This is a genomic window from Rhizobium sp. RU35A (genome assembly GCF_900156005.1).
In the GTDB taxonomy this organism is placed as follows: Bacteria; Pseudomonadota; Alphaproteobacteria; order Rhizobiales; family Rhizobiaceae; genus Neorhizobium; species Neorhizobium straminoryzae.
Window position 1 is genome coordinate 14,727 of sequence record NZ_FTMR01000001.1, and the last position, 24,140, is coordinate 38,866.

23 protein-coding genes and 1 pseudogene are annotated in these 24,140 nt (G+C 62.9%); 3 read left to right on the top strand and 21 right to left on the bottom strand.

Translation table 11 applies throughout. The features are described 5' to 3' along the window. The first annotated feature begins 69 nt into the window (after window positions 1-69). Together F3H95_RS27395 and F3H95_RS00160 are read left to right on the top strand one after the other, a co-directional pair. Window positions 70-828: a helix-turn-helix transcriptional regulator gene (locus tag F3H95_RS27395; RefSeq protein ID WP_244617832.1), complete on the top strand. Its 759-nt coding sequence runs from the start codon at window positions 70-72 to the stop codon at window positions 826-828. After that, entirely contained in the window at window positions 825-1,130 is a 306-nt protein-coding gene (locus tag F3H95_RS00160) for a hypothetical protein (RefSeq protein ID WP_149744534.1), read from the top strand. Before F3H95_RS27395 ends, F3H95_RS00160 begins: the two co-directional genes overlap by 4 nt. A 1,003-nt stretch (window positions 1,131-2,133) precedes the next feature. Here F3H95_RS00160 and F3H95_RS27010 read toward each other — a convergent pair. The 3 genes from F3H95_RS27010 to F3H95_RS00175 are packed head-to-tail and all read right to left on the bottom strand — an operon-like array spanning window position 2,134 to window position 2,776. Next, on the bottom strand, window positions 2,134-2,301 hold the full coding sequence (locus F3H95_RS27010; protein ID WP_185969671.1) for a hypothetical protein: 168 nt from the start codon (window positions 2,299-2,301) through the stop codon (window positions 2,134-2,136). After that, a complete protein-coding gene (locus F3H95_RS00170; RefSeq protein ID WP_142880311.1) occupies window positions 2,301-2,582 on the bottom strand; it encodes a hypothetical protein in 282 nt (93 codons plus the stop codon). Before F3H95_RS00170 ends, F3H95_RS27010 begins: the two co-directional genes overlap by 1 nt. An 11-nt stretch (window positions 2,583-2,593) precedes the next feature. Continuing rightward, on the bottom strand, window positions 2,594-2,776 hold the full coding sequence (locus tag F3H95_RS00175; RefSeq protein ID WP_149744535.1) for a hypothetical protein: 183 nt from the start codon (window positions 2,774-2,776) through the stop codon (window positions 2,594-2,596). Window positions 2,777-3,164: 388 nt separating this feature from the next. On the opposite strand from F3H95_RS00175, the gene F3H95_RS00180 reads away from it, so the two are divergent. Beyond that, on the top strand, window positions 3,165-3,773 hold the full coding sequence (locus tag F3H95_RS00180; RefSeq protein ID WP_142880309.1) for a DUF2026 family protein: 609 nt from the start codon (window positions 3,165-3,167) through the stop codon (window positions 3,771-3,773). Between the two features lie 242 nt (window positions 3,774-4,015). Here F3H95_RS00180 and F3H95_RS00185 read toward each other — a convergent pair whose 3' ends face one another. The 18 genes and pseudogenes from F3H95_RS00185 to nuoE form a co-directional block, all read right to left on the bottom strand. After that, window positions 4,016-4,699 carry an ABC transporter ATP-binding protein gene (locus F3H95_RS00185; RefSeq protein WP_142880308.1) on the bottom strand — a complete coding sequence of 228 codons (684 nt, stop codon included), beginning with the start codon at window positions 4,697-4,699 and terminating at the stop codon, window positions 4,016-4,018. Window positions 4,700-4,714: 15 nt separating this feature from the next. Further along, on the bottom strand, window positions 4,715-6,019 hold the full coding sequence (locus F3H95_RS00190) for a lipoprotein-releasing ABC transporter permease subunit (RefSeq protein WP_149744536.1): 1,305 nt from the start codon (window positions 6,017-6,019) through the stop codon (window positions 4,715-4,717). A 49-nt stretch (window positions 6,020-6,068) separates the two neighbouring features. Then, window positions 6,069-7,397, bottom strand: coding sequence for a proline--tRNA ligase (proS, locus tag F3H95_RS00195; RefSeq protein ID WP_149745068.1), 1,329 nt, complete (start codon window positions 7,395-7,397; stop codon window positions 6,069-6,071). Between the two features lie 591 nt (window positions 7,398-7,988). Beyond that, window positions 7,989-8,264, bottom strand: a complete 276-nt coding sequence (locus F3H95_RS00200) for a DUF1467 family protein (RefSeq protein ID WP_142880306.1) — start codon at window positions 8,262-8,264, stop codon at window positions 7,989-7,991. A gap of 189 nt (window positions 8,265-8,453) precedes the next feature. Further along, a complete protein-coding gene (mce, locus tag F3H95_RS00205) occupies window positions 8,454-8,858 on the bottom strand; it encodes a methylmalonyl-CoA epimerase (RefSeq protein ID WP_142880305.1) in 405 nt (134 codons plus the stop codon). A 53-nt stretch (window positions 8,859-8,911) separates the two neighbouring features. After that, window positions 8,912-10,579, bottom strand: a complete 1,668-nt coding sequence (locus F3H95_RS00210) for a ribonuclease J (RefSeq protein ID WP_149744537.1) — start codon at window positions 10,577-10,579, stop codon at window positions 8,912-8,914. A gap of 52 nt (window positions 10,580-10,631) precedes the next feature. Further along, a complete protein-coding gene (locus tag F3H95_RS00215) occupies window positions 10,632-11,396 on the bottom strand; it encodes a biotin--[acetyl-CoA-carboxylase] ligase (protein WP_142880303.1) in 765 nt (254 codons plus the stop codon). After that, window positions 11,393-12,835 carry an NADH-quinone oxidoreductase subunit NuoN gene (nuoN, locus tag F3H95_RS00220; protein ID WP_142880302.1) on the bottom strand — a complete coding sequence of 481 codons (1,443 nt, stop codon included), beginning with the start codon at window positions 12,833-12,835 and terminating at the stop codon, window positions 11,393-11,395. Before nuoN ends, F3H95_RS00215 begins: the two co-directional genes overlap by 4 nt. An 18-nt stretch (window positions 12,836-12,853) precedes the next feature. After that, window positions 12,854-14,365, bottom strand: coding sequence for an NADH-quinone oxidoreductase subunit M (locus F3H95_RS00225; protein ID WP_149744538.1), 1,512 nt, complete (start codon window positions 14,363-14,365; stop codon window positions 12,854-12,856). Then, the gene (gene nuoL / locus F3H95_RS00230) at window positions 14,365-16,365 is read right to left on the bottom strand and encodes an NADH-quinone oxidoreductase subunit L (protein WP_149744539.1); all 2,001 of its coding nucleotides are present in this window, start codon (window positions 16,363-16,365) and stop codon (window positions 14,365-14,367) included. Before nuoL ends, F3H95_RS00225 begins: the two co-directional genes overlap by 1 nt. A 7-nt stretch (window positions 16,366-16,372) precedes the next feature. Continuing rightward, complete coding sequence (gene nuoK / locus F3H95_RS00235) at window positions 16,373-16,681, bottom strand: NADH-quinone oxidoreductase subunit NuoK (RefSeq protein ID WP_142880299.1); 309 nt, start codon at window positions 16,679-16,681, stop codon at window positions 16,373-16,375. A 22-nt stretch (window positions 16,682-16,703) separates the two neighbouring features. Next, complete coding sequence (locus F3H95_RS00240; protein ID WP_142880298.1) at window positions 16,704-17,318, bottom strand: NADH-quinone oxidoreductase subunit J; 615 nt, start codon at window positions 17,316-17,318, stop codon at window positions 16,704-16,706. A gap of 130 nt (window positions 17,319-17,448) precedes the next feature. Then, complete coding sequence (gene nuoI, locus F3H95_RS00245) at window positions 17,449-17,940, bottom strand: NADH-quinone oxidoreductase subunit NuoI (RefSeq protein ID WP_142880297.1); 492 nt, start codon at window positions 17,938-17,940, stop codon at window positions 17,449-17,451. A 36-nt stretch (window positions 17,941-17,976) separates the two neighbouring features. After that, entirely contained in the window at window positions 17,977-19,020 is a 1,044-nt protein-coding gene (gene nuoH / locus F3H95_RS00250) for an NADH-quinone oxidoreductase subunit NuoH (RefSeq protein WP_142880296.1), read from the bottom strand. A 13-nt stretch (window positions 19,021-19,033) separates the two neighbouring features. After that, entirely contained in the window at window positions 19,034-21,115 is a 2,082-nt protein-coding gene (gene nuoG / locus F3H95_RS00255) for an NADH-quinone oxidoreductase subunit NuoG (protein WP_149744540.1), read from the bottom strand. 64 nt (window positions 21,116-21,179) lie between these two features. Then, window positions 21,180-21,908 carry a 5' DNA nuclease gene (locus tag F3H95_RS00260; RefSeq protein WP_149744541.1) on the bottom strand — a complete coding sequence of 243 codons (729 nt, stop codon included), beginning with the start codon at window positions 21,906-21,908 and terminating at the stop codon, window positions 21,180-21,182. Window positions 21,909-21,914: 6 nt separating this feature from the next. Then, window positions 21,915-23,219: an NADH-quinone oxidoreductase subunit NuoF gene (nuoF, locus tag F3H95_RS00265; RefSeq protein WP_142880293.1), complete on the bottom strand. Its 1,305-nt coding sequence runs from the start codon at window positions 23,217-23,219 to the stop codon at window positions 21,915-21,917. A 139-nt stretch (window positions 23,220-23,358) separates the two neighbouring features. After that, window positions 23,359-24,135 (bottom strand): annotated as a pseudogene (nuoE, locus tag F3H95_RS00270) (NADH-quinone oxidoreductase subunit NuoE); the annotation flags it as partial. Window positions 24,136-24,140: the final 5 nt, after the last annotated feature.

A 24,140-nucleotide genomic window follows, 5' to 3' on the forward strand; every position in this document is an offset into this window, starting at 1 on the left:
TCCCAGTTTCGGGAATACTCACAAAGCCGAATTTTTTCGGTTTTGTGAGCGAAAACAATCGGTTGTGCAGTGAAAAAAGAGCAAAAGACAACTGGGAAGCCCGTTCCCACTACCGTCGAAGGTTACTCTTCGGACTTCGGAAGCCGCATTTCTTTGGCCATCGACCGAATCGGAACTCAAGCCCGCGCCGGTGAAATTGCGGGGGTGACCGACGAGCAGATCGCTAGATGGCGAGATGGGTTTTCAAAACCGAATTTTTTCGGCATTGCCCGTATCGCTAGGGCTGCCGGCCTAAGTGTCGACTGGCTCGCTACTGGCGAAGGCGTGCAGGAAGCTGCATCAGGTGCGGATTTCAAAGCGGAACTGCCGGATGGCCGTTCGATGGTGGTTCAGGCCAAGACGACAGGCCCTGAAGGCTTCGCGCTGATACCTCGCCTTGACATCCAGGCCTCGGCAGGCAACGGCCGGCTGGCGGTGCATGAGGAGCCGCTGGAATACCTTGCTTTTCAGGCGGATTGGCTTCGTAGCCGGGGCATCAACCCCGCGTCGGCGCGGATCTTGACGGCCAGGGGCGACAGCATGGAGGAGACGATCCGCGACGGCGACGTGCTCCTCGTCGATACCTCGATCGACCGCGTGCGCGATAACTCGATCTACGTCGTCGTCTACGGCGATATGGTGCTCGTAAAGCGCATTCACGGCCGCATTAATGGCTCTTTACAGCTGATCAGCGACAATCCGCGCTATCCGCCCGAAGAGGTCAGCGCCGGTGAGGTCGAGCAGCTCAATATCGCAGGTCGTGTAATGTGGTTCGGGAGGTCGATATGATTGAAAAAACAACCCTTTTCGCCGCAGCAGTGTTGTTGTTGCCCGGTATTTCGCAGGCAGACGACAAATCCGACATAGTGAAGTTCGGAACGACGTACTGGATGGCGCAGGAATGTCACATCACCCTTAGGCCTGAGGTTGGTGCCTGGCTTGAGAAGCTAGCGGATGAGTTCAATACGGACGATGTTGCGGCCCTTCGTCCGGTGGTGGAGGCCGCGGTCAGAAATAAGTTTGCTGCTGACGGCAAGCTTTCCAGCTGTATTAGTCTAAGAGCGGCTCTTTACCGCGATGGCTGGTTATGAGCTGAGGCCATTCAGTTCAACCCTCCTTCCTGCCATATGATGTTGCGTGACCGATTTTGCCCTCACACCATTAATCACGGCAAAAACCCCGCCAATCCAACAGCTTCCCTCGTTTTCCCACCAATTCCCGGATTATCCCGGTTAGTGCCATCTGTTTATGCGGGTTACAGTTCCCGTCATCCTTCCCCTGCGGGAGGGATGCGGGCGGACAACGGGCGATGCGGCCCCTGCCGGCCTTCCCCATGTGTGCCACATAAGGCACGCCCGACGCGCAGCTGGGAGCGTTGAAGGACAAGGCGCAGACGTCCGACGCGCCTTGTCCTCCACCCGGTCGCCGGAGGGGGACCCTGTTGACGGACCCGGCTCAGGCGGTTTTGCGTCTCACCCGCCTGCCCCGAACCGGCCCCGCATCGCCGGCACGCCTGCCGGTGTATCCGCTGCGGGACGAGGCGATTGTAGGCATGGATTTCGGGGGTGGGGAAATTGCGAGGGTGATTTTTTTGCCGGAGGCTTGGAGGCTTTGTCCGGAGACCTGTCGGAAGGCGTGTCCGGTCAATGGGTTAGGGAGCTGTCGTTGGACGTTCGCGGATGGGGCTACCCCCCTCTGTCCTGCCGGACATCTCCCCCTCAAGGGGGGAGATCGGCAGAGTGGTTGGCCGCTCGCACCACCGAGAGCTCGAAGCGGTTTCTTCGATTACGACGGTCATGGGGCGGGAAGCCGGCGCAGCAATGCGGCCTCCCGTCCGTGGGGCGATTACCCCCGCAGGGCAGAGGGGCTGGCGGGAGAAGCACGGGGTCATGGATCCTCGGGTCAAGCCCGGGGATGACCGAGTCTGTGGAGCTGCGGGTGCCGCAAGAGACGCCGCTGTCTGCTACAGTGTTCATGCTCGGATGATACGCGGGCACCGCCCTTGGAACATACCGAAGACAAGCCTGATGCTCCTGTTCGCGCGGCAGCGGCGCCAGGCCGCCCTCGCTGCTCCTCCTCGATGCCTCGCCGGCGCTAGGGCTGCACCATGCCGGGCGGGGTCAACACATGCACCAGCAGGAACCCCGCCATGCCGAGCGCGAGCATCAGCAGGATGATGTCCGTGGCGCGCAGGACGAGCGGCGGACGGCGGGCGGGCGCGGCGGGCAGCGGGCGCGCATGGCCTTTGCGTATGCGGCGCATCAGTCGGACCTCCGCAGCAGCGGGCGGCGAAGCAGGTCAGGGGGCACGCCATCGACGATCTCGCCCTCGATGTCGAGGCTTTGCTGCTCCGGCAGGCAGCAGACGGAACAGGGCGCACCATCGCTTTCATACATCGCCGCATGCACGGCAGACGCCCGGTCGGCAAAGATGCCGCCGACGGTGCCGCGCCCGTCGCAGACCAGCCAGCGGCCGCGTTTGTCCCGGCCGATCCACAGGCGCACGGAGGGATAACCGAGACGGTACGGAAGCTTCACCCGCATGGCAGCCTCCCTCACAGCACGGCAAAGCCGGTCATGCCGGCGAAAAGCAGAGCAATCAGGCCGAACAGACCGGACAGGCGCAACGCCACGGCAAAATCCGGCTGGGACCGCGCGAGGGGTAGAAGCCCCCTTGCCCGCTGATCCCGCGCCCCGGAGAAGGATGAGCGGGCCATGCCTGCGAACCGGCTTATCATTGAACGAACTCCCCTGAACATGCCGTTGCCAGCAACGACATCACCAATGCCGCAAGGTTAGGCCGATGCAGATCAGGTTTCGATTGGGGAGCGTGCCCGCGGGCATCAGGAAAACATCAGGAAGGAGCGGCGGGCAGTGGGCAGTGGGCAGTGGGCAGTGGGAGGCTCGCATTGCAGTCTGGCAAGCGGTGTTTTCCGGTGCGACAGGCCGATTTCCGAGGCAAGACAGACGGGTGGCAGAGGGCACACGCATCGGGGAGGCCAGTGCTTTGCGTTCCGGGGCGGAGGGCCGGCCGAAGACGGTCAGGCGCGGACATCATCCAGCCGTTTACATCCGCCGGCGCCTCGCCTACTGGAACCCGGCACATCACAGGCGGAAGGCACACCCATGCTGATCAAGCAGAGCGACTATCACCGGATCTACAAGGTCATCCACAGCCTGCTTGTGGCGCAGAAGGCCGATCCCGCCACCGCCTCGATGTATTTTGCGAGCTTCGGCGCCTTCATCCTGAAGCATCACTTCAAGCTGCAGGCGGTGCCGAAGGGCGGGCTGGCGGCCTATAATCTGGGTGGCACCATCGTGCTGTTTGCCGATCACCGCGACGACGGCTATGTGACCGGCGCGGGCGAAACCTTCCACTGCTGGGTGGAGGCGGAAGGTTTCGTCCTCGACTTCATGGCGCCGGCCTTTCCGCAGGCGGTGAAGACGGCCGAGGTGCCGGCCCGCATGTTCCAGAAGCCGGTCAGCGCCATGGCCGCCTCGATCAACGATCTCGGGCAATCCGGCGACTTCTTCCTTCATGCCGAGCCGGAAGCGATGGCCCGACGCTTTGCCGACTGGCGGGGCCAGGGTCTGATCGGCGACCTTGCCAGCATTGCCAGCCAGTGGTTCCGCAAGGCGCCGAAGCAGATGCAGCCGGCACTCTCGCTGCGCGACCCGGCGGGCGCCGAGCGCGCCATTCCGCTCTCCGGCAATGCGTTGTCCGGCAGCTGGTAGGCGGAGATTTCGCGGGGCGAGCAAGGCCCCTCATCCGCCCTTCGGGCACCTTCTCCCCACAGGGGAAAAGGGAGAAGTCGCGAGCGCGGCAGTCTTGGGAAAAGCGGTAGGCTTAACGAAGAATCCCCTCTCCCCTCGGGGAGAGGGCTAGGGTGGGGGAGCCCCGCGAACGCCTTCAGCAGACTGCATGGAGGCCCCTGCCCCGAGATCCATCCATCACGACAAGCCGGGGCGAGAAAGAATCAGAACTCGCGGATCTTGCCGCCCTCGATCGTGACACGGCGGTCCATGCGATCGGCGAGATCGTGGTTGTGGGTTGCGATCAGCGCCGCAAGCCCGGACTGGCGGACCAGGGCCTCCAGCGCCTCGAATACATAGGATGCGGTTTCCGGATCGAGATTGCCGGTCGGTTCGTCGGCGAGAAGCAGGAGCGGCGCATTGGCAACGGCACGCGCAATGGCCACGCGCTGCTGTTCGCCGCCGGAAAGCTCGGCCGGACGGTGACCGGCACGGTGGCCGATGCGCATGTAATCCAGCAGTTGCGCGGCGCGCTCGGCAGCTTCCTTCTTGGGAAGGCCGGCGATCATCTGCGGCATCATGATGTTTTCGAGCGCCGAAAACTCCGGCAGCAGATGATGGAACTGGTAGACGAAGCCGATATCGGTGCGGCGAATGGCAGTGCGGCGCTCGTCGGGCAGGCCGTTGCTCGGCTCGCCATTGATGTAGATCTCGCCGGCATCGGGATGTTCCAGCAGGCCTGCAAGATGCAGAAGCGTCGACTTGCCGGTGCCGGAGGGCGCCACGAGCGCAACGACCTCGCCGGAATTCAGCTCGAAATTGGCACCCTTCAGGATCGACAGCACCGTATCGCCCTGGCCGTAATGGCGGTCGACACCGGTGAGTTTCAAGACGGTTTTGCGGGGCATGGGCTGTACGCAGTCCTATTCGTAACGCAGCGCCTGCACCGGATCGAGCCGGGAGGCCCGCCAGGCCGGAAAGATGGTCGCGAGGAAGGACAGCGTCAGTGCCATCACGACGACCGACACGGTTTCACCAAAGCTCATCTCCGCCGGCAGCTGGCTGAGGAAATAAAGCTCCGGGTCGAACAGCACCGTGCCCGAAACCCAGGAGAAGAACTGGCGGATCGATTCGATGTTGAGACAGACGACGACGCCGAGAGCCACGCCGGCAATGGTGCCGACAATGCCGATGGCAGCCCCCGTCATGAAGAAGATGCGCATGATCGAGCCGGAGGACGCTCCCATGGTCCGCAGGATGGCGATGTCGCTGCCCTTGTCCTTCACCAGCATGATGAGGCCGGAGATGATGTTGAGCGCCGCAACGAGCACGATCAGCGTCAGGATCATGAACATCACGTTGCGCTCCACCTGCAGGGCGGAGAAGAAGGTCTGGTTGCGCTGGCGCCAGTCGGTGATGAAGATCTGCCGGCCGGCCGCCGCCTCGATCTTCGGCCGCAATTGGTCGACGAGATCGGGATTGGCGAGGAACAGCTCGATCGACTGCACGATGCCGTCGGCATTGAAATAGGCCTGCGCCTCGGCAAGCGGCATGTAGATGATCGAGGCATCATATTCCGACATGCCGATCTCGAAGACGCCGGAGATCGTGTAGGACTTCACCCGCGGGCTGACCCCCATCGGCGTGACATCGCCTTCCGGCGAGACCAGCGTGATGCGGTCGCCCGCGCCGAGCCCGAGCGAGGCCGCCAGCCGCGAGCCGACGAGAACGCCGTCGCCGGTCGCAAAGCCGGTGAGATTGCCGGAGCGGATATTGCCGGAGACGGCCTTCAGCTTTTCCAGATCCTCGGCGCGGATGCCGCGCACCAGAGCCCCGGAGCCGGCGCTCTGCTTGCCGGAGGCAAGCGCCTGGCCCTCCACCAGCGGCAACGCCATGGTGACGCCGGGCACGGCTGAAAATTTCTGCGCGAGCTGCGCATAATCGTTGAGCGGCTGATCGACCGGCTGGATGATCATGTGGCCGTTGATGCCGAGGATGCGGGAGATCAGCTCGGTGCGGAACCCGTTCATCACCGCCATGACGATGATGAGGGTGGCAACACCCAGCATGATGCCGACGAAGGAGAAGCCGGCGATGACGGAGATGAAGGCCTCCTTGCGGCGCGAGTGCAGGTAGCGCCAGGCCACCATGCGCTCGAACACCGAAAAGGCACGGGCGGAAGGCACCGCGTCCTGCTGTTGCGTCGTAACCTTCGCAGCCTTCGCCATCGTCTCTCCCTGTGCCCGCCGCCTGCGCGGCGGGGCTTGTCCGTCGTCTTTACGCCGAAGCCGTCAGACGGTTCAGCGCCGCTTCCACCGTCATGGTTTCGCGGGCCCCCGTCTTGCGGTCCTTCACTTCCACTTCGCCGGTGGCCGCAGAGCGCGGACCGACAATCAGCTGCACCGGCACGCCGATCAGGTCGGCGGTTGCGAACTTCGTACCGGCACGATCATCCGTGTCGTCGTAGAGCACGTCCTTGCCGGCCTTGGTGAGGCCCGCATAGAGGCTGTCGCAAACGCGGTCGCAGGCTTCATCACCGGCCTTCATGGTGATGACCATCGCATCGAAGGGGGCAACCGAGGCAGGCCAGATGATTCCATTCTCGTCATGCGATGCTTCGATGATGGCGGGAACAAGGCGCGTCGGGCCGATGCCATAGGATCCCATGTGGACAAGATGCTCCTTGCCATCAGGCCCCTGCACCTTGGCGCCCATCGGCTCGGAATATTTCGTGCCGAAATAGAAGATGTGGCCGACCTCGATGCCGCGCGCCGAGAGACGATCGGCATCGGGAATTGCGTTGAAGGCTGCCTCGTCATGCATTTCCGAGGTTGCGGCATAGACCGAGGTCCATTTGTCGAAGATCGCCTGCAGGCCGGCGACATCGTCGAAATCGGTATGTTCCGAGGGGATCTCGAACTCGGTGAAACTCCTGTGGGAAAACACTTCCGATTCGCCCGTATCGGCCAGAATGATGAATTCATGGCTGTGATTGCCGCCGATCGGGCCGGTATCGGCGCGCATCGGGATGGCGCGCACGCCAAGCCGGGCGAAGGTGCGCAGATAGGCCACGAACATCTTGTTGTAGGAATGCAGCGCGCCTTCCTTGGTGAGGTCGAACGAGTAGGCGTCCTTCATCAGGAATTCGCGCGAACGCATGGTGCCGAAGCGCGGACGGATCTCGTCGCGGAACTTCAGCTGGATGTGGTAGAGGTTGAGCGGCAGGTTCTTGTAGGACTTCACCGAGGAGCGGAAGATGTCGGTGATCATTTCCTCGTTGGTCGGACCATAGAGCATCGGGCGCTCCTGGCGGTCCTTGATGCGCAGCATTTCCTTGCCGTAGTCGTCATAACGACCGCTTTCCTGCCACAGCTCGGCCGATTGCAGCGTCGGCATCGACAGTTCGATGGCGCCGGCGCGGTTCTGCTCCTCGCGAATGATCTTGTTGACCTTGTCGAGCACCCGCTTGCCGAGCGGCAGCCAGGAATAGATGCCCTGGCTCTGCTGGCGGATCATGCCCGCGCGCAGCATCAGGCGGTGGGAGACGATTTCCGCTTCCTTGGGATTTTCCTTGAGGATCGGCATGAAATAGCGGGACAGGCGCATCGCGGTTTCCGGGTTCTGTGCGGCCGTTGCCAACATGGCGGGAATCGGCCGGTGACGGGCTGATATAGGGCTGGCTTCATAGCCTTTTCAGGGCCGCAAGGAAACCCGCAACCGCCGGTCGCCCACATGCCAGACGCAAGGCACGGGCGGACGAAAGGACAGCCGCATGCCGCATTCCGGAAGGCCCCGCCCCTGTTCACTGACGCAAGCCCGACAATGGTTCGGGTGCCGGACGAAGCACCCGCCCGCCCCGATTGCGCCATGTTTGTGACAAGCCCGATCTCTTTTCCGTCAACAGGAAAATTTTTACGGAAGTGTAGCAAAACTGCCAAATTTGATGGTGACAAGGCCCAAATGTTAAGCTAGTTTCGGCTCAGAAAAGAGGCAGGGAGTTCAAATTTCTGCCATTCGCGGTCAAGTCTTGGGAGGATCAGATCTTAGGCGCGCTCGCTCGCAGCCCCGGCAACGGTTAAAGGATCACGCGACACTTGAAACAAGGCTGCAAAGCCTTGTTTTTTTTTGATTCTCCGACACCCGAGCGAGCAATCGGTCAGCCCTTTTCAGGCCTCGGAAAGCCAGCCTTCCGGCGGCTCAATCGTGGCCGAAATCCGGCACGATCCGCGGCAGATTTCCGAGGCTGAGGCCGTAGCGGACGGCCAGCCAGTACCAGATGCCGTAAAGCGTTGCGGAGATTACGGTTGTCAGCAAAACCACCCGTCCGCCGCGAAAATGCACCGGCGCGCTCGCCTCCGTGCCAAGCACCACGTCATTCTCGTCCGCCTGCGTGCGCAGCCCGAAGGGCAGCAGCGCAATGAAGGTGATCCACCAGACGATGAAGTAGGAGGCGAAGGTCAACATCAACGACATGCGGGCAAACTCCTCTTCCCCCGTGCGGCGCGATACCCGTCAGGCATCGGCGGCATTCATTTTCGTCCGGGACATCTTCGTCCGGGACCTCGTCCGGATCCGGACAGGTGACCGCAGTTCTCCATCCCAGGACGCATCACTCTATCTGCTCCGGCGCGATCGCAGAAGGCCGCACCCGAGGACGCAGTGTCACACCTGCTCGAGTTCCACCAGGGTGCCGTTGAAATCCTTCGGATGCAGGAACAGCACAGGCTTGCCATGCGCGCCGGTCTTCGGCTCGCCATCGCCGAGCACGCGGGCACCGGCCCCCTTCAGCCGGTCACGGGCGGCAAGGATGTCCTCCACCTCGTAGCAGACGTGATGCATGCCGCCGGCCGGGTTCTTGGCGAGGAAGGCTGCGATCGGCGAAGCGTCGCCGAGCGGCTCCAGAAGCTCCACCTTGGTGTTGGCAAGCTCGACGAAGACCACGGTGACGCCATGCTCGGGCAGCGCCTGCGCCTGCGAGACGCGGGCGCCGAGCGTATCGCGATAGGTTGCGGTGGCGGCCACAAGGTCCGGCACGGCGATGGCGATATGGTTGACACGTCCGAGCATGCTACTCCTCCCTCAGATCCACCCTCTGTCCGGCGCCTCCCCAGACCCCGGCCTTACACCTTGCTGACGAACACCGTCACCACGGGCTTCTTGCCCCAGGCGGCATTGGCAGCGGCCCGCACGGCACGACGCACCGATTCCTGCAGGGCACCCAGATCCTTGCGGCGGCTGCGCGGAATGCTTTCCACGGCCCCCAGCACGGCGTCATAGAGCGTATCGGCCATGTCTTCGCCCTCTTCGTCATAATCCGGCAGGCCATAGGGCACCACGTCGGGATCGGCGAGGAAATCGAAGCGCTGATCCAGCAGGATGTTGACCGCGACATGGCCAACATAGGCAAGCTTCTTGCGTTCGGAAATTCCCACTTCGTCGATATCGCCGATCAGCTTGCCGTCCTTGAAGATGCGCCCATGCGGCACATCCTCGACCACAGCAACCTCGCCGGGCGCCAGACGCAGCATGTTGCCGTTACGGACCCGGGGAACGATCGGGATACCTGCCCCCGTCGCCAGCTCCGCCTGCGCCGTCAGATGCGCGGCCTCGCCATGCACCGGCACCAGAACCTGCGGACGGATCCACTCGTACATCTTCTGCAACTCGTTGCGGCGCGGATGGCCGGACACGTGCACCAGCGCCTGGCCGTCCGTGACGATCTTCACGCCCTGGTCGATCAGGCCGTTCATGATCTCCAGAATGGCCTTCTCGTTGCCGGGAATGGCACGCGAGGAAAAGACGACAATATCGCCGGCGGCGAGCGCCACATGGCGCATCTCGTCGCGGGCAAGCTTGGCCAGCGCCGCGCGCGGTTCGCCCTGGCTGCCGGTGAGGATCACCACCACCTTGTCGCGCGGGATATAGCCATATTCATCCTCGGCGATGAAGGGTTTGATGCCTTCCATCAGGCCGACATCGCGCGCCACGTTGCAGACGCGCTTCAGCGAGCTGCCGAGCAGCAGAACATCGCGGCCCGCCGCCTCGGCGGCCTGTGCGATGGAGCGGATGCGGCCGACATTGGAGGAGAAGGTGGTGATGGCCACCCGCCCTTCCGCCTGCTCGATGACCTTCCGCAGGCCTTCGGACACTTCCTGTTCGGAGGGCGACACACCCTCGCGCATGGCATTGGTGCTGTCGCACATCAACGCCAGAACGCCCTCGTCGCCGATGGCGCGGAAGCGGTTCTCGTCGGTCAGGGGCCCGAGCGAGGGATCGGCATCGATCTTCCAGTCGCCGGTATGCACGACATTGCCGAGCGGCGTGCGGATGACGAGCGACATCGGCTCGGGGATGGAATGGTTGACCCCGACCGCCTCGATCTCGAAGGGACCGACGGTGATACGGTCGCCGGCCTTGAAGACGGTGATCGGGATTTCGGCGCGGGTGCCTTCATATTCCCGCTTGGCTTCCAGCATGCCTGCAGTAAAGGGCGAGGCATAGACCGGAACGTTGAGGCCCGGCCACAGATCGTTCAGCGCGCCATAATGGTCTTCATGCGCATGGGTGATGATGATCCCCTTCAGGCGATCACGCTCACGGGCCAGGAAGCGGATATCCGGCAGCACAAGATCGGCGCCCGGCAGGTCAGGCCCGGCAAAGGTGACGCCGCAATCGACCATGATCCACTGGCGCTTCGCCGCAGGCCCGTAGCCATAGAGGGCGAGATTCATACCGATCTCACCGACCCCGCCCAGCGGCAGAAATACCAGTTCGTCCTGTTTTGCCATTCACATACTCATTTCGGTTCAAAGGAATTCGGGCTTCGCCCAGGGCCGGATGTCAGAGGAAGAAGACATCGCCGGCGGCGATCGGCATGGTGCCGTGTTGTGTATCGAGTAGCAGAAGTCCCCGATCATCGATACCGGCAAAACGCCCGTCGATGGAGCGATCCGGCAGATTGACGCGGATCGGTTCGCCGATGCCACAGGCAACCGAGCGCCAGCGCTCGGTAATGGCGGCAACCGCCCGCCCCTCGTCCCACAGCACCAGCACCTCGGCCATTTCGCGATAGAGATGCGAGAACAGTTCCTCGGCGGAAATATCCGAGCCCTGCTCCTGCAGCGAGGTGACGCCATAGGGACCGTCTTCCGGGCGGAAGCGGATGTTGATGCCGATGCCGGCAACCAGCGCACGGCGCCCCTGCGCAAGCCCCTCGCCTTCCAGCAGGATGCCGCAGGACTTCTTGCGGCCGATCAGCACATCGTTCGGCCACTTGATCTCCAGCGCCTCGGCACCCGGCGGCAGAACGGAGCGCAGCGCGCCATGCACGGCAAGCGCCACGGCGAGCGGCAGCGAACCAAGCCGTTCGGGCGGGGCGGGATCGATCAGAAGAAGGGAAGCGTAGAGATTGCCGGGCTCCGAAGCCCAGCTGCGCCCGCGACGGCCGCGGCCGGCCGTCTGGCGGGTGGCGGTGACCCAGAGATTGCCCGGGTCACCCTGCCTGGCGCGCGCCAGGCATTCGGTGTTCGTGGAGCCGACCTCGCCCAGCGCCTGATGGCGGAAGGCGTCGAGGGAGTAGCGCCCCCCTCGCGCGATCCTGCTCAAAAGAAGGCCTTGGCGGCGGCTTCCGCCGCGCTGCCGACCGGGCCGCCGAACAGCACATAGGCCGTGACGAACAGGCCGGACAGGCCGAAGACGAGACGCAGTTCGCCGGAGATGCGACCGAATTCACCGGTTGCCGCGTCGAACCACATCACCTTGATGACGCGCAGGTAGTAATAGGCACCCACGACCGAGGCGACAACGCCGATGATGGCCAGCGCATAGAGCTTGGCCTCGATGGCCGGCAGGATGACGAACCACTTGGCCCAGAAGCCTGCGAAAGGCGGGATGCCGGCCAGCGAGAACATCAGGGCCGTCATGACGAGCGCCATGAAGGGGTTGGTGGAGGACAGACCGGCGAGATCCTCGATGTTTTCCACCGCACCGCCATCCTTGCGGCGCATGGCCATGATGCAGGCAAAGGTGCCGAGCGTCATCACCATGTAGATCAGCATGTAGAGCGCGACGCCCGACACGCCGGACTGCGAACCGGAGGCAAGGCCGACCAGCGCATAGCCCATGTGACCGATCGAGGAATAGGCCATCAGTCGCTTGATGTTCTTCTGGCCGATGGCGGCGAAGGAACCGAGCAGCATCGAAGCGATCGAGATGAACACAACCACCTGCTGCCAGTCTGCGAAGACAGGCATGAAGGCTTCCGTCACGACGCGGACGAAAACGGCCATGGCGGCAACCTTCGGACCGGAGGCGAAGAAGGCGGTGACCGGGGTCGGTGCGCCCTCATAGACATCCGGCGTCCACATGTGGAACGGCACGGCCGAAATCTTGAACGCCAGGCCGGCAAGGATGAAGACGAGGCCGAAGACGACGCCGAGCGAGCGGGTTTCCGCCGTCAGCACCTGGGCGATGTTGTCGAGGCCGGTATTGCCGGTGAAGCCGTAGATCAGCGACATGCCGTAGAGCAGCATGCCGGACGACAGCGCGCCAAGCACGAAGTACTTCAGGCCCGCTTCCGTGGAGCGCAGGCTGTCGCGGTTGATGGCGGCGACGACATAGAGCGCAAGCGACATCAGCTCGAGGCCGAGATAGAGCGCGATCAGGTCGTTGGCCGAGATCAGCAGCATCATGCCGAGCGTGGCGAGCAGCAGCAGGACCGGAAATTCGAAACGGTCCAGCTGTTCGGAACGCGCATTGCCGACCGTCATGACCATGGCGGTGATCGAGCCGACCAGCGCGATCACCTTCATGAAGCGGCTGAACGGATCGAGGATGAAGGCACCGCCCCAGGCTTCGCCCTGGACGGGAACGAGGACCAGCCACAGGCCGGCGGCGATCATGATCGCCACGGCCAGCCCGGTGACCGTCGGAGCCGACCGGTCGCCCGAGAAAACGCCGATCATCAAGAGCGCCAGCGCGCCGATCGCCAGGATCAGCTCGGGCGTCGAGATCTGCAGGCTCGCGAGGAGGATTTCAGCAGTCATGTCCAATCGTGTCCCGTATCAGTGCACCAGGAGTGCCAGTTTCCCGGCTGCCTGAAGGGCAGCGGAGTAGTTATTGACCAGCAAGTCTACGGAAGCGGCGGTCGCATCGAAGACCGGGGCCGGATAGACGCCGAAGAAGATGGTCAGGATGACCAGCGGATAGAGCACGATCTTCTCGCGGGTGCTGAGGTCGAGGAGGCTTTTCAGGCTTTCCTTTTCCAGCGCACCGAAGATGACCCGGCGATAGAGCCAGAGCGCGTAAGATGCCGAGAGGATCACGCCCGTGGCGGCAAACAGGGCCACCCAGGTGTTGACGCGGAACACGCCGATGATCGTCAGGAACTCGCCGATGAAGCCGGAGGTGCCGGGCAGACCGACATTGGCCATGGTGAAGATCATGAAGGCCACGGCATATTTCGGCATGTTGTTGACGAGGCCGCCATAGGCCGCGATCTCGCGGGTGTGGAGACGGTCGTAGATCACGCCGACGCAGAGGAAGAGCGCACCCGAGACGATGCCATGCGACAGCATCTGGAAGATTGCGCCCTGCACGCCCTGCTGGTTGGCGGCGAAGATGCCCATGGTGACGTAGCCCATGTGGGCGACGGAGGAATAGGCGATCAGCTTCTTGATGTCGTCCTGCATCATCGCGACCAGCGAGGTATAGATGATGGCGAGCACCGACAGGGTGAAGACGAAGGGCGCGAAGTAATCCGAGGCAAGCGGGAACATCGCAAGCGAGAAGCGGATGAACCCGTAGCCGCCGAGCTTCAGCATGACGCCGGCCAGGATGACCGAGCCCGCCGTCGGCGCCTGCACGTGCGCATCCGGAAGCCAGGTGTGGACCGGCCACATCGGCATCTTGACCGCGAAGGAGGCGAAGAAGGCAAGCCAGAGCCATGTCTGCAGACCGGCCGGGAAGCCGTATTTCAGCAGCGCCGTGACATCCGTCGTGCCGGCCTGCCAGTACATGGCCATGATGGCGACCATCATCAGCACAGAGCCAAGCAGCGTGTAGAGGAAGAACTTGTAGGATGCGTAGACGCGATCCTTGCCGCCCCAGACGCCGATGATGATGAACATCGGCACGAGCGTGGCTTCGAAGAAGACGTAGAAGAGAACGATGTCGAGCGAGACGAAGACACCGATCATGACGACTTCCAGGAGCAGGAAGGCGATCATGTATTCCTTCAGGCGCTTCTCGACCGAATCCCAGCTGGCGAGCACGCAGAAGGGCATCAGGAAGGTCGTCAGGATCACGAAGAGCATGGAGATGCCGTCGACGCCCAGGTGATAGGCGATGCCGGTGTTCATCCATTCATGCTTTTCCACCATCTGGAAGCCGGGATTCGCATTGTCGAACCCGATCCAGATGAACAGCGACACCACGAAGGTGAAGACCGTCGTCAGCAGCGACACGTTCAGGATATTCCGGCGGCCGAAGGGGCCGTCCTCCCGCGTGAGCAGCAGAAGAACAACACCGACCAGCGGCAGGAAGGTGACCGTGGAAAGAATCGGCCAATCGGTCATCAGAAGGAACTCCCGAGCATCATCCAGGTGACGAGGGCTGCGATGCCGATCAGCATCGCAAACGCATAGTGATAGAGGTAGCCGGACTGCAGGCGCACGACACCGCGCGTGATGTCCGAGACGCGGGCGGCAATGCCGTTCGGGCCATAGGCGTCGATGATGGCGACGTCACCCTTCTTCCACAGGAACCGGCCAAGTGCCTTGGCGGAGCGGACGAAGAGGAAGTCGTAGAGCTCGTCGAAATACCACTTGTTGAGCAGGAACTGGTAGAGAACCCGGTGGTTTTCGGCGAGACGCTTCGGCGTCGACGGCGACTTGATGTACATGTACCAGGCCGTCACCAGACCGGTGATCATGGCAATGAACGGGCTCCACTTCACGAGCAGCGGCACGTGATGGAACTCGTGCAGGATTTCGTTGTGCTCGGAGGTGAAGAGCGCGCCCTTCCAGAACTCCTGATACTCCTCGCCGAAGAAATGGCCTTCGAAGAGGACACCGGCAAACACGGCGCCGACAGTCAGGAAGGCGAGCGGCAGCAGCATCACCATCGGCGATTCATGCACGTGATGCATGACATCCGACGAGGCCCGCGGCTTGCCGAAGAAGGTGAGGAAGGCGAGACGCCAGGAGTAGAAGCTCGTGAAGAGAGCCGCAACGACCAGCAGGGTGAAGGCGAAGCCCGAAACCGCCGAGTGCGAGGCATAGGCCGACTCGATGATCACGTCCTTGGAGAAGAAGCCGGCAAAGCCGAACATGGTGCCGGGAATACCGACGCCGGTCAGCGCGAGGTTGCCGATCGTCATCGCCCAGAAGGTATAGGGGATGTGCTTGCGAAGGCCGCCCATGTAGCGCATGTCCTGCTCGCCATCGACGGCATGGATGACCGAGCCGGCGCCAAGGAACAGGAGCGCCTTGAAGAAGGCGTGCGTGAAGAGGTGGAAGACGGCCGCGCCATAGGCGCCGACGCCGAGCGCCACGAACATATAGCCGAGCTGCGAGCAGGTCGAATAGGCAATCACGCGCTTGATGTCGTTCTGCACCAGACCGACGGTCGCGGCGAAGAAGGCGGTGATGGCACCGATGATCGTCACGAAGGTCAGCGCATCCGGCGACAGTTCGAAGAGCGGCGACATGCGGGCAACGAGAAAGACGCCGGCGGTGACCATGGTTGCGGCGTGAATGAGGGCCGAAACCGGGGTCGGGCCTTCCATGGCATCCGGCAGCCAGGTGTGCAGCAGGAACTGTGCCGACTTACCCATGGCGCCCATGAACAAGAGCAGGCAGACGCCGGTGATCGCATGCGCCTTGTCGAGATGCAGGCCGAACAGGTTGATCACGGCCTGATGCGCATCGGCAGCGCCCTCCGCCGGCAGATAGGTCTGGGCGGTAGCGAAGATGGTGTCGAAGTTGATCGAGCCGAACAGGACGAAGACGCCGGAAATGCCGAGCACGAAGCCGAAGTCGCCGACGCGGTTGACGATGAAGGCCTTCATCGCGGCCGCCGAGGCAGACGGCTTCTTGAACCAGAAGCCGATCAGCAGGTAGGAGGCAAGACCCACGCCTTCCCAGCCGAAGAACATCTGCGCCAGGTTGTCGGAGGTCACCAGCATCAGCATGGCGAAGGTGAACAGCGACAGATAGGCGAAGAAGCGCGGCCGATGCGGATCGTGATGCATGTAGCCGATCGAATAGAGGTGAACGAGGCAGGAGACCGAGTTCACCACGACGAACATCACCGAGGTGAGCGTGTCGATGCGGAAGGCCCATTCGAAATCGAGGCCGCCGGACTGGACCCAGCGCAGCACGCTGACCTTGATCACTTCATGACCTTCGGCGTGGCCGAGCGCCACGTTGAAGAAGACCACCCAGGACAGGACGGCCGCGACGACCATCAGGCCCGTGGTGACGTATTCGGATGCCTTGGCCCCGATCGAACGACCAAACAGGCCGGCGATCAGGAAGCCGATCAGGGGAAGAAAGACGATAGCCTTGTAGATCATGACCTGATCAGCCCTTCATCATGTTGATGTCTTCGACCGCGATGGAGCCGCGGTTGCGGTAGAAGACCACCAGAATTGCAAGACCGATCGCGGCTTCCGCCGCCGCGACGGTGAGGATGAACAGCGCAAAGACCTGACCGACGATGTCATTCAAGAAGTGCGAGAACGCCACCATGTTCAGGTTGACCGACAGCAGGATAAGCTCGATCGACATCAGGATGATGATGACGTTCTTCCGGTTCAGGAAGATGCCGAACACGCCGAGAGTGAAAAGAATGGCGCTGACGGTCAGGTAATGAGAAAGTCCGATTTCCATATTCGCTGTTCCTTGATCGCGCTCAGATGCCCTGACCGGGCTTGACCTTGACCACCTCGACAGCCGTTGCCGGCGTGCGGGCGACCTGCCTGGAAATGTCCTGGCGCTTGATGTTCTGCCGGTGACGCAGCGTCAGCACGATCGCGCCGATCATGGCCACGAGGAGGACGAGACCTGCCACCTGGAAGAAGTAGACGTAATTCGTATAGAGCAGATCGCCGAGCGCCGCCGTGTTGGTGCGGGTCGCAGGCGACGGGATCGGCGTGGTGATCGACTGCGCGGCCTGCGGCGTGATCACGCTGCCGCCGATGACGACGATCAGCTCTGCGGCGAGGATCAGACCGACCAGCGCCCCCATCGGCGCATTCTGCATGAAGCCAGAGCGCAGTTCGGCGAAATCGATGTCGAGCATCATCACGACGAAGAGGAAGAGAACCGCCACGGCGCCGATATAGACGACGAGCAGGATCATCGCGAGGAATTCAGCCCCGGTCAGCAGGAACATGCCCGCCGCGTTGAAGAACACCAGGATCAGGAACAGAACCGAGTGCACCGGGTTCCTGGCCGAGATGACCATGAACGCAGACGCCACCGCGACGAAGGCGAACAAATAGAAGAAAACAGCCTGCAAACCCATAGTGGTGCCTTTTCGTCTTCCCCGGCGGGGCCCTGCCCCTCACCGTCAAAACCCGGCGGTCGGTTTCACCGGCCAGGTGTCATGCTTGTGGTCGATCCGGCACCAGGGCGGTGCCGGCAGTGTCTTTCGATCAGCGGTACGGCGCGTCGATGGCGATGTTGCGCGCGATTTCGCGTTCCCAGCGGTCGCCATTGTCGAGCAGGCGCTGCTTGTCGAAGTAAAGCTCCTCGCGGGTCTCCGTGGAGAACTCGAAGTTCGGGCCTTCCACGATGGCATCGACCGGGCATGCTTCCTGGCAGAAGCCGCAATAGATGCACTTCACCATGTCGATGTCGTAGCGCACCGTGCGGCGGGTGCCGTCATTGCGGCGCGGGCCGGCCTCGATGGTGATGGCCTGGGCAGGACAGATGGCTTCGCACAGCTTGCAGGCAATGCAGCGCTCCTCCCCGTTCGGGTAGCGTCGCAGCGCATGTTCGCCACGGAAGCGCGGGCTGACCGGACCCTTTTCGAAGGGATAGTTGATCGTGGCCTTCTGCTTGAAGAAGTAGCGCATCGACAGGAAGAAAGCCGAGACGAACTCCTTCAGGAACAGCGAACTGACGGACTGTGCCAGACTTGCCATTGTTATTCTCCAGGTGAAGCCGGATGGCGGCGCCGATCAGGCGCCGGCCGTCAGCTTGACAACGAATGCAGTGACGATGACCAGGACGAGCGACATCGGCAGGAAAACCTTCCAGCCCAGCCGCATCAGCTGGTCATAGCGGTAGCGCGGAACGAAGGCCTTCACCATAGCGAACATGAAGAAGACAAACATGCCCTTCAGGATGAACCAGATGATGCCCGGAACCCAGTTGAGAACCGCGATATCGAGCGGCGGCAGCCAGCCACCGAGGAACAGGATGGTGGTGAGCGCGCACATCAGGACGATGGCAGCATACTCGCCGAGCATGAACATCATGTACGGGGTGGAGCCGTATTCCACCATGAAGCCGGCGACCAGTTCCGATTCCGCTTCCGGAAGATCGAAGGGCGGACGGTTGGTTTCTGCAAGCGCCGAGATGAAGAAGATCACCATGGCCGGGAAGAGGACGAGCCAGTTCCAGTCGAGGAAGGAACTCGGCAGGCCGATCATGGTGCCGATGCCATGGTTCTGGCCAGCGACGATATCCGTGAGGTTCAGCGAGCCGACCGTCAAAAGCACGGTGACGATGATGAGGCCCATGGAAACTTCATAGGACACCATCTGTGCCGCCGAGCGCAGGGCGCCGAGGAAGGGATATTTCGAGTTCGAAGCCCAGCCGCCCATGATGATGCCATAGACCTCGAGCGAGGAGATGGCGAACACGTAGAGGATGCCGACATTGATGTTGGCGATCACCCAGTTCTGGTTGACCGGGATGACGGCCCAGGTGGCGAGCGCCAGCGTGACCGAGACGAGCGGCGCCAGCAGGAACACGCCCTTGTTGGAGCCCGCCGGAATGATCGGCTCCTTGAAGACGAACTTCAGAAGGTCGGCGAAGGACTGGAACAGACCCCAGGGACCGACGACGTTCGGGCCGCGGCGCAGCTGCACGGCAGCCCAGATCTTGCGGTCGGCCAGCAGGATATAGGCAATGAAGACCAGAAGGCAGACCAGCAGCAACAGGGACTGACCGATCATCACGATCGCCGGCCAGAGATAGGTCAAGAAAAAGGAGTCCATGTCAAATCAGCCTTTACTCAGCCGCAGCCTTGAAATTGTTGCGGGCCAGCGCCGAACACTCGGCCATCACGGCCGAAGCGCGTGCGATCGGGTTCGTCAGATAGAAGTCTTTGATCGGGGACGCAAACCCGGACTTTCCGAGGCTCACCGGATTTTTGGCAAGCGTTGCAATATCGTCCGCAGCACCGGCAGCGATCTCGTCCAGCTCGGCGAAATGCGGATAGGCGGCATAAAGCCTGGCGCGCAGCTGCGACAGCGAATCGAAGGGCAGCTTCTTGCCGAGCACGTCGGAGAGTGCACGCAGGATCGCCCATTCCTCGCGGGCTTCGCCCGGTGCAAAGCCGGCGCGGTTGCCCATCTGGACGCGGCCTTCCAGGTTGACCCAGGTGCCCGACTTCTCGGTATAGGCCGCACCCGGCAGGATGACGTCGGCATGGTGGGCGCCGGCATCGCCGTGGCTGCCGATATAGACGGTGAACTTGGCGTGCTTGGAGGCAAATTCCATTTCGTCCGCGCCGAGAAGGAACAGAACGTCCATGGCGCGCAGCATGGTGGCGGCATTGGCACCGTTCGGGCCCGGCACGAAGCCGAGATCGAGGCCGCCGACGCGCGAGGCTGCGGTGTGCAGCACACCAAACCCGTTCCACCCGTCGGCAACGGCGCCAACGGAAACGGCGAGATTGGCAGCAGCAGCGAGAACGCTTGCCCCGTCATCACGGGTGACGGCACCCGAACCGACGATGATCAGCGGCTTCTTGGCGTTGCGGAGCTTTTCGACGAAACCGTTCGAACCATTGACCAGATCGGTCAGCGTATCGGTTCCGGCGCCGAGATAGTCGTAGGCATAGCGCAGTTCGGCGGCTTCGCCGATCACGCCGATCGGGAAGTTGCCACGGCGCCAGCGCTTGCGAATGCGGGCGTTCAGCACGGCGGCTTCAAAGCGCGGAATGGCGCCGATCAGCAGCAGCGCATCGGCCTCTTCGATGCCCTGGATGGTGGAATTCAGGATGTAGCTGGCGCGACCGAGGGAGGGATCGAACTTCGCGCCATCCTGGCGGCAGTCCAGGTTCTGCGAGCCGAGCGCGGTCAGCAGTTCCTTCAGCGCATACATTTCCTCGACGGAAGCCATGTCGCCGGCAATCGCGCCGATCTTGTCGCCCTTGGTGGCGGCAACGGCGGTCTTGATCGCGGCAAAGGCTTCACCCCAGCTTGCCGGCTGCAGGCGGCCGTCGCGGCGCACATAGGGGCGATCCAGACGCTGCGTCTTCAGGCCATCCCAGATGAAGCGGGTCTTGTCGGAGATCCACTCCTCGTTCACGGCCTCGTTGACGCGCGGCATGATGCGCATGACTTCGCGGCCACGCGTATCGACGCGGATCGCCGAACCCACCGCATCCATCACGTCGATCGATTCGGTCTTGCCGAGTTCCCACGGACGGGCGGTGAAGGCAAAGGGCTTGGAGGTCAGCGCGCCGACCGGGCAGAGGTCGATCACGTTGCCCTGGAGTTCCGACGTCATCGCCTGCTCGAGATAGGTGGTGATCTCGGCATCCTCACCGCGGCCGATCAGGCCCAGTTCGGAAATGCCGCCCACTTCCGTCGTGAAGCGGACGCAGCGCGTGCAGTGGATGCAGCGGTTCATCACCGTCTTGACGAGCGGGCCGATATACTTGTCTTCGACGGCGCGCTTGTTTTCCGTGTAACGGGAGGCGTCCATGCCAAATGCCATGGCCTGGTCCTGCAGGTCGCACTCGCCGCCCTGGTCGCAGATCGGGCAATCCAGCGGATGGTTGATCAGCAGGAACTCCATCACGCCTTCGCGGGCTTTCTTGACCATCGGCGTGTTGGTGAACACTTCCGGCAGTTCGCCGTTCGGGCCCCCGCGGATGTCGCGCACGCCCATGGCGCAGGAGGCCGCCGGCTTCGGCGGGCCGCCCTTCACCTCGATCAGACACATGCGGCAGTTTCCGGCCACCGACAGGCGTTCATGGAAACAGAAGCGCGGAACTTCGGCACCAGCTTCCTCGCACGCCTGCAACAGCGTGAAGTGATCCGGAACCTCGATCTCTTTGCCGTCAACCTTGAGCTTAACCATCGTCACTTACGTCCTGTTTCCAGTCCCCTGCCCTCTTGCGAAGAGAAGCCGGCGACACATTCCGTCACCGCAGCAGCGCCTTGGCCTGCGCGATCCAATCATCCTTGGCAATGCGGCCGTCGAGCCCCAGCTCCCGGTCGAAATGCTCCACGTCCTTGTCCGTCCAAGCGGCGATGGCGGCGTAACGCGCCACACCCATGCCGTTCAGCAGGTCTTCCAGCTTCGGGCCGATGCCCGAGATCTTCTTCAGGTCATCCGCCTTCGCCTTGCGGGCGGCAGGCTTCGATGCCTTTGCCTTCGCAGCCGGCGCCTTCACCGGCTCCGCCACCGAGGACGCAGCCTTGCTGCGCTGGGTCGCGGCCTTGGCCGTCGCCTTCTCGGCACGCTCGGCCGCCTTCCGGACCGGCTTGGGCGTAGCAACCTTCGGCGTCACGACCGGCGCTTCGGTTGCGGCCACGACCGTGGCAGCCGGGGCCGTTTCGGTCTTCACCTCAGGCGCCGCGCTCCTGGCTTCGGCATCCCTGGCATCGGCACCCTTCGGCTCGGCCCGCTGCGCCGCCGCATCCCTTGCGTCGGTCCGCCCGATCGCCTCCATCGAGGCCTGCATCAGGCCGAGAAAGGCGGTGGCGAACTGTGTGCCGATCGCGACACTGGCCGCCGTTGCCGCGGCCATCACCGCGACCGGATTGGCCAGCGTGCCGGCGGGGACTTCATCGGCAAAGGGCAGCGTGAAGCCGAGCGACGACGCCGGCCCCTGCTTTTCCCGATCCTTGCCGTTTGTCCCGTCCGCCATTCGTGCTTACTCCGCAGCCACCAGAACAGCGCCGTCCCTGGTCGCATTGGCCGTGTACTGGTCGATGCGCGCTTCGATTTCCGGGCGGAAGTTGCGGATCAGGCCCTGGATCGGCCAGGCAGCCGCATCACCCAGCGCGCAGATCGTGTGTCCCTCGATCTGCTTGGAGACCTGGAACAGCATGTCGATTTCGCGCTTCTGCGCCTTGCCCTGCACCATGCGCTCGAGAACGCGCATCATCCAGCCGGTGCCTTCGCGGCAGGGCGTGCACTGGCCGCAGCTCTCGTGCTTGAAGAAGGCGGCAATGCGCCAGATCGCCTTGATGATGTCGGTCGACTTGTCCATCACGATCATGCCGCCGGTGCCGAACGACGACTTCACGTCGCGCATGCCGTCGAAGTCCATGATCGCATCCTTCATGTCCTCGCCCTTGACGACCGGACAGGAAGCGCCGCCGGGGATGACGGCAAGCAGATTGTCCCAGCCGCCGCGGATGCCGCCGCAGTGATGCTCGATGATCTCGCGGAACGTCAGGCCCATCTGCTCCTCGAAGGTGCAGGGCTTGTTGACGTGACCGGAAACCATGAACAGCTTGGTGCCGACATTGTTCGGGCGACCGAAGGAGGAGAACCAGGAGGCGCCGCGACGCAGGATGGTCGGGGCAACGGCAATCGATTCGACGTTGTTGACCGTGGTCGGGCAGCCGTAGAGACCCATATTGGCCGGGAACGGCGGCTTGAGGCGCGGCTGGCCCTTCTTGCCTTCGAGGCTTTCGAGCAGCGCGGTTTCCTCGCCGCAGATATAGGCGCCGGCGCCGTGATGGACGTACACGTCGAAATCCCAGCCGGTCTTGGCGTTGCGGCCGAGCAGACCCGCGTCATAGCATTCGTCGATCGCTGCCTGCAGCGCCTCGCGCTCGCGCATGTATTCGCCGCGCACGTAGATATAGGCGGTGTGGGCGCCCATGGCGAAACCGGCGATCACACAGCCTTCGATCAGCGTATGCGGATCGTGGCGCATGATCTCGCGGTCCTTGCAGGTGCCGGGTTCCGACTCGTCGGCATTGACGACGAGGTAATGCGGACGGCCATCCGATTCCTTCGGCATGAAGGACCACTTGAGGCCCGTGGGGAAGCCGGCGCCGCCGCGACCGCGCAGACCGGATGCCTTCATCTCGTTGATGATCCAGTCGCGGCCCTTTTCGATGATCTCTTTGGTGCCGTCCCAGTGGCCACGGCTCATCGCGCCCTTCAGCGACTTGTCCTTGAGGCCGTAGATGTTGGTAAAGATGCGATCCTGATCTTTCAACATGATCTATTCCACCAGTCCGCGGCCACTTCCGGCCGGCTTGTCAAATGCGTGATGCGCCCGGTCTGCCGGGTGCGGCCCGGGGGAAGAAGGCGTCCCGCCCCTTCCCCGGATCTGCTTACTTCTTCGTGCCGTCGTTGGTCTCGGCGGCCTTGGCATTGGCTTCCGCCGCCGCCGGTGCCGTCGCCGGCGTCTTCACGGCCGGGTTCGTCTCTGCGGCGGTATCCTTCGGGCGCGCGGCATCGCCGGGCGGAACCGAGACGGCCTCTTCGACCGGCTTCGGATCCAGATTGGTGCGCACAGGCTTGATGTCGTCGAGCAGCGTCACCGGGCCACCTTCCGGCGCCGAGGTGTGGCGGTCGATCTGCGGGCCGGTCTTGACCTCTGCCCCCTTGCCTGCCTCGAACGCGTCGATGATCTCTTCCAGACGCTCGGGCGTCAGGTCCTCATAGGCATCCTTGAAGATGATCACCATCGGCGCGTTGACGCAGGCGCCCTGACATTCGACCTCTTCCCATGACAGCGTGCCGCTTTCGTTGCGCTCAAGGGGCTCGTGATGGATCTTGCGCTTGCAGACATCCATCAGCGCCTCGGAACCACGCAGCATGCACGGCGTTGTGCCGCAGACCTGGATATGGGCCTTCGTGCCGATCGGCTTCAGCTGGAACTGGGTGTAGAAGGTCGCCACCTCCAGCACGCGGATATAGGGCATCGCGAGCTTCTGCGCGATGAACTCGATCGCCGCGCGGGTGACCCACCCATCCTGCTCCTGCGCACGCATGAGCAGAGGGATGACCGCCGATTGCTGGCGACCCTCGGGATATTTCCGGATCGTCGCCTCCGCCCATGCGGCGTTATCCGCAGTAAAGGCAAAGGCTGCCGGCTGGAACTGATCTTCGGCTAGTCGACGAACGGACATTCTTT

Bases quoted from the DNA above. Each gene is read 5' to 3' on its own strand.
- nuoH (WP_142880296.1), bottom strand. From the start codon at position 19,020: ATGGACTCCTTTTTCTTGACCTATCTCTGGCCGGCGATCGTGATGATC.
- F3H95_RS00210 (WP_149744537.1), bottom strand. From the start codon at position 10,579: ATGGCAAAACAGGACGAACTGGTATTTCTGCCGCTGGGCGGGGTCGGT.
- nuoF (WP_142880293.1), bottom strand. From the start codon at position 23,219: ATGTTGAAAGATCAGGATCGCATCTTTACCAACATCTACGGCCTCAAG.
- nuoN (WP_142880302.1), bottom strand. From the start codon at position 12,835: ATGACTGCTGAAATCCTCCTCGCGAGCCTGCAGATCTCGACGCCCGAG.
- F3H95_RS00225 (WP_149744538.1), bottom strand. From the start codon at position 14,365: ATGACCGATTGGCCGATTCTTTCCACGGTCACCTTCCTGCCGCTGGTC.
- nuoK (WP_142880299.1), bottom strand. From the start codon at position 16,681: ATGGAAATCGGACTTTCTCATTACCTGACCGTCAGCGCCATTCTTTTC.
- F3H95_RS00180 (WP_142880309.1), top strand. From the start codon at position 3,165: ATGCTGATCAAGCAGAGCGACTATCACCGGATCTACAAGGTCATCCAC.
- nuoL (WP_149744539.1), bottom strand. From the start codon at position 16,365: ATGATCTACAAGGCTATCGTCTTTCTTCCCCTGATCGGCTTCCTGATC.
- F3H95_RS00260 (WP_149744541.1), bottom strand. From the start codon at position 21,908: ATGGCGGACGGGACAAACGGCAAGGATCGGGAAAAGCAGGGGCCGGCG.
- proS (WP_149745068.1), bottom strand. From the start codon at position 7,397: ATGCGCCTGTCCCGCTATTTCATGCCGATCCTCAAGGAAAATCCCAAG.
- F3H95_RS00185 (WP_142880308.1), bottom strand. From the start codon at position 4,699: ATGCCCCGCAAAACCGTCTTGAAACTCACCGGTGTCGACCGCCATTAC.
- F3H95_RS00175 (WP_149744535.1), bottom strand. From the start codon at position 2,776: ATGATAAGCCGGTTCGCAGGCATGGCCCGCTCATCCTTCTCCGGGGCG.
- F3H95_RS00190 (WP_149744536.1), bottom strand. From the start codon at position 6,019: ATGGCGAAGGCTGCGAAGGTTACGACGCAACAGCAGGACGCGGTGCCT.
- nuoI (WP_142880297.1), bottom strand. From the start codon at position 17,940: ATGGCAAGTCTGGCACAGTCCGTCAGTTCGCTGTTCCTGAAGGAGTTC.
- mce (WP_142880305.1), bottom strand. From the start codon at position 8,858: ATGCTCGGACGTGTCAACCATATCGCCATCGCCGTGCCGGACCTTGTG.
- F3H95_RS00160 (WP_149744534.1), top strand. From the start codon at position 825: ATGATTGAAAAAACAACCCTTTTCGCCGCAGCAGTGTTGTTGTTGCCC.
- F3H95_RS00170 (WP_142880311.1), bottom strand. From the start codon at position 2,582: ATGCGGGTGAAGCTTCCGTACCGTCTCGGTTATCCCTCCGTGCGCCTG.
- nuoG (WP_149744540.1), bottom strand. From the start codon at position 21,115: ATGGTTAAGCTCAAGGTTGACGGCAAAGAGATCGAGGTTCCGGATCAC.
- F3H95_RS27010 (WP_185969671.1), bottom strand. From the start codon at position 2,301: ATGCGCCGCATACGCAAAGGCCATGCGCGCCCGCTGCCCGCCGCGCCC.
- F3H95_RS00200 (WP_142880306.1), bottom strand. From the start codon at position 8,264: ATGTCGTTGATGTTGACCTTCGCCTCCTACTTCATCGTCTGGTGGATC.
- F3H95_RS00240 (WP_142880298.1), bottom strand. From the start codon at position 17,318: ATGGGTTTGCAGGCTGTTTTCTTCTATTTGTTCGCCTTCGTCGCGGTG.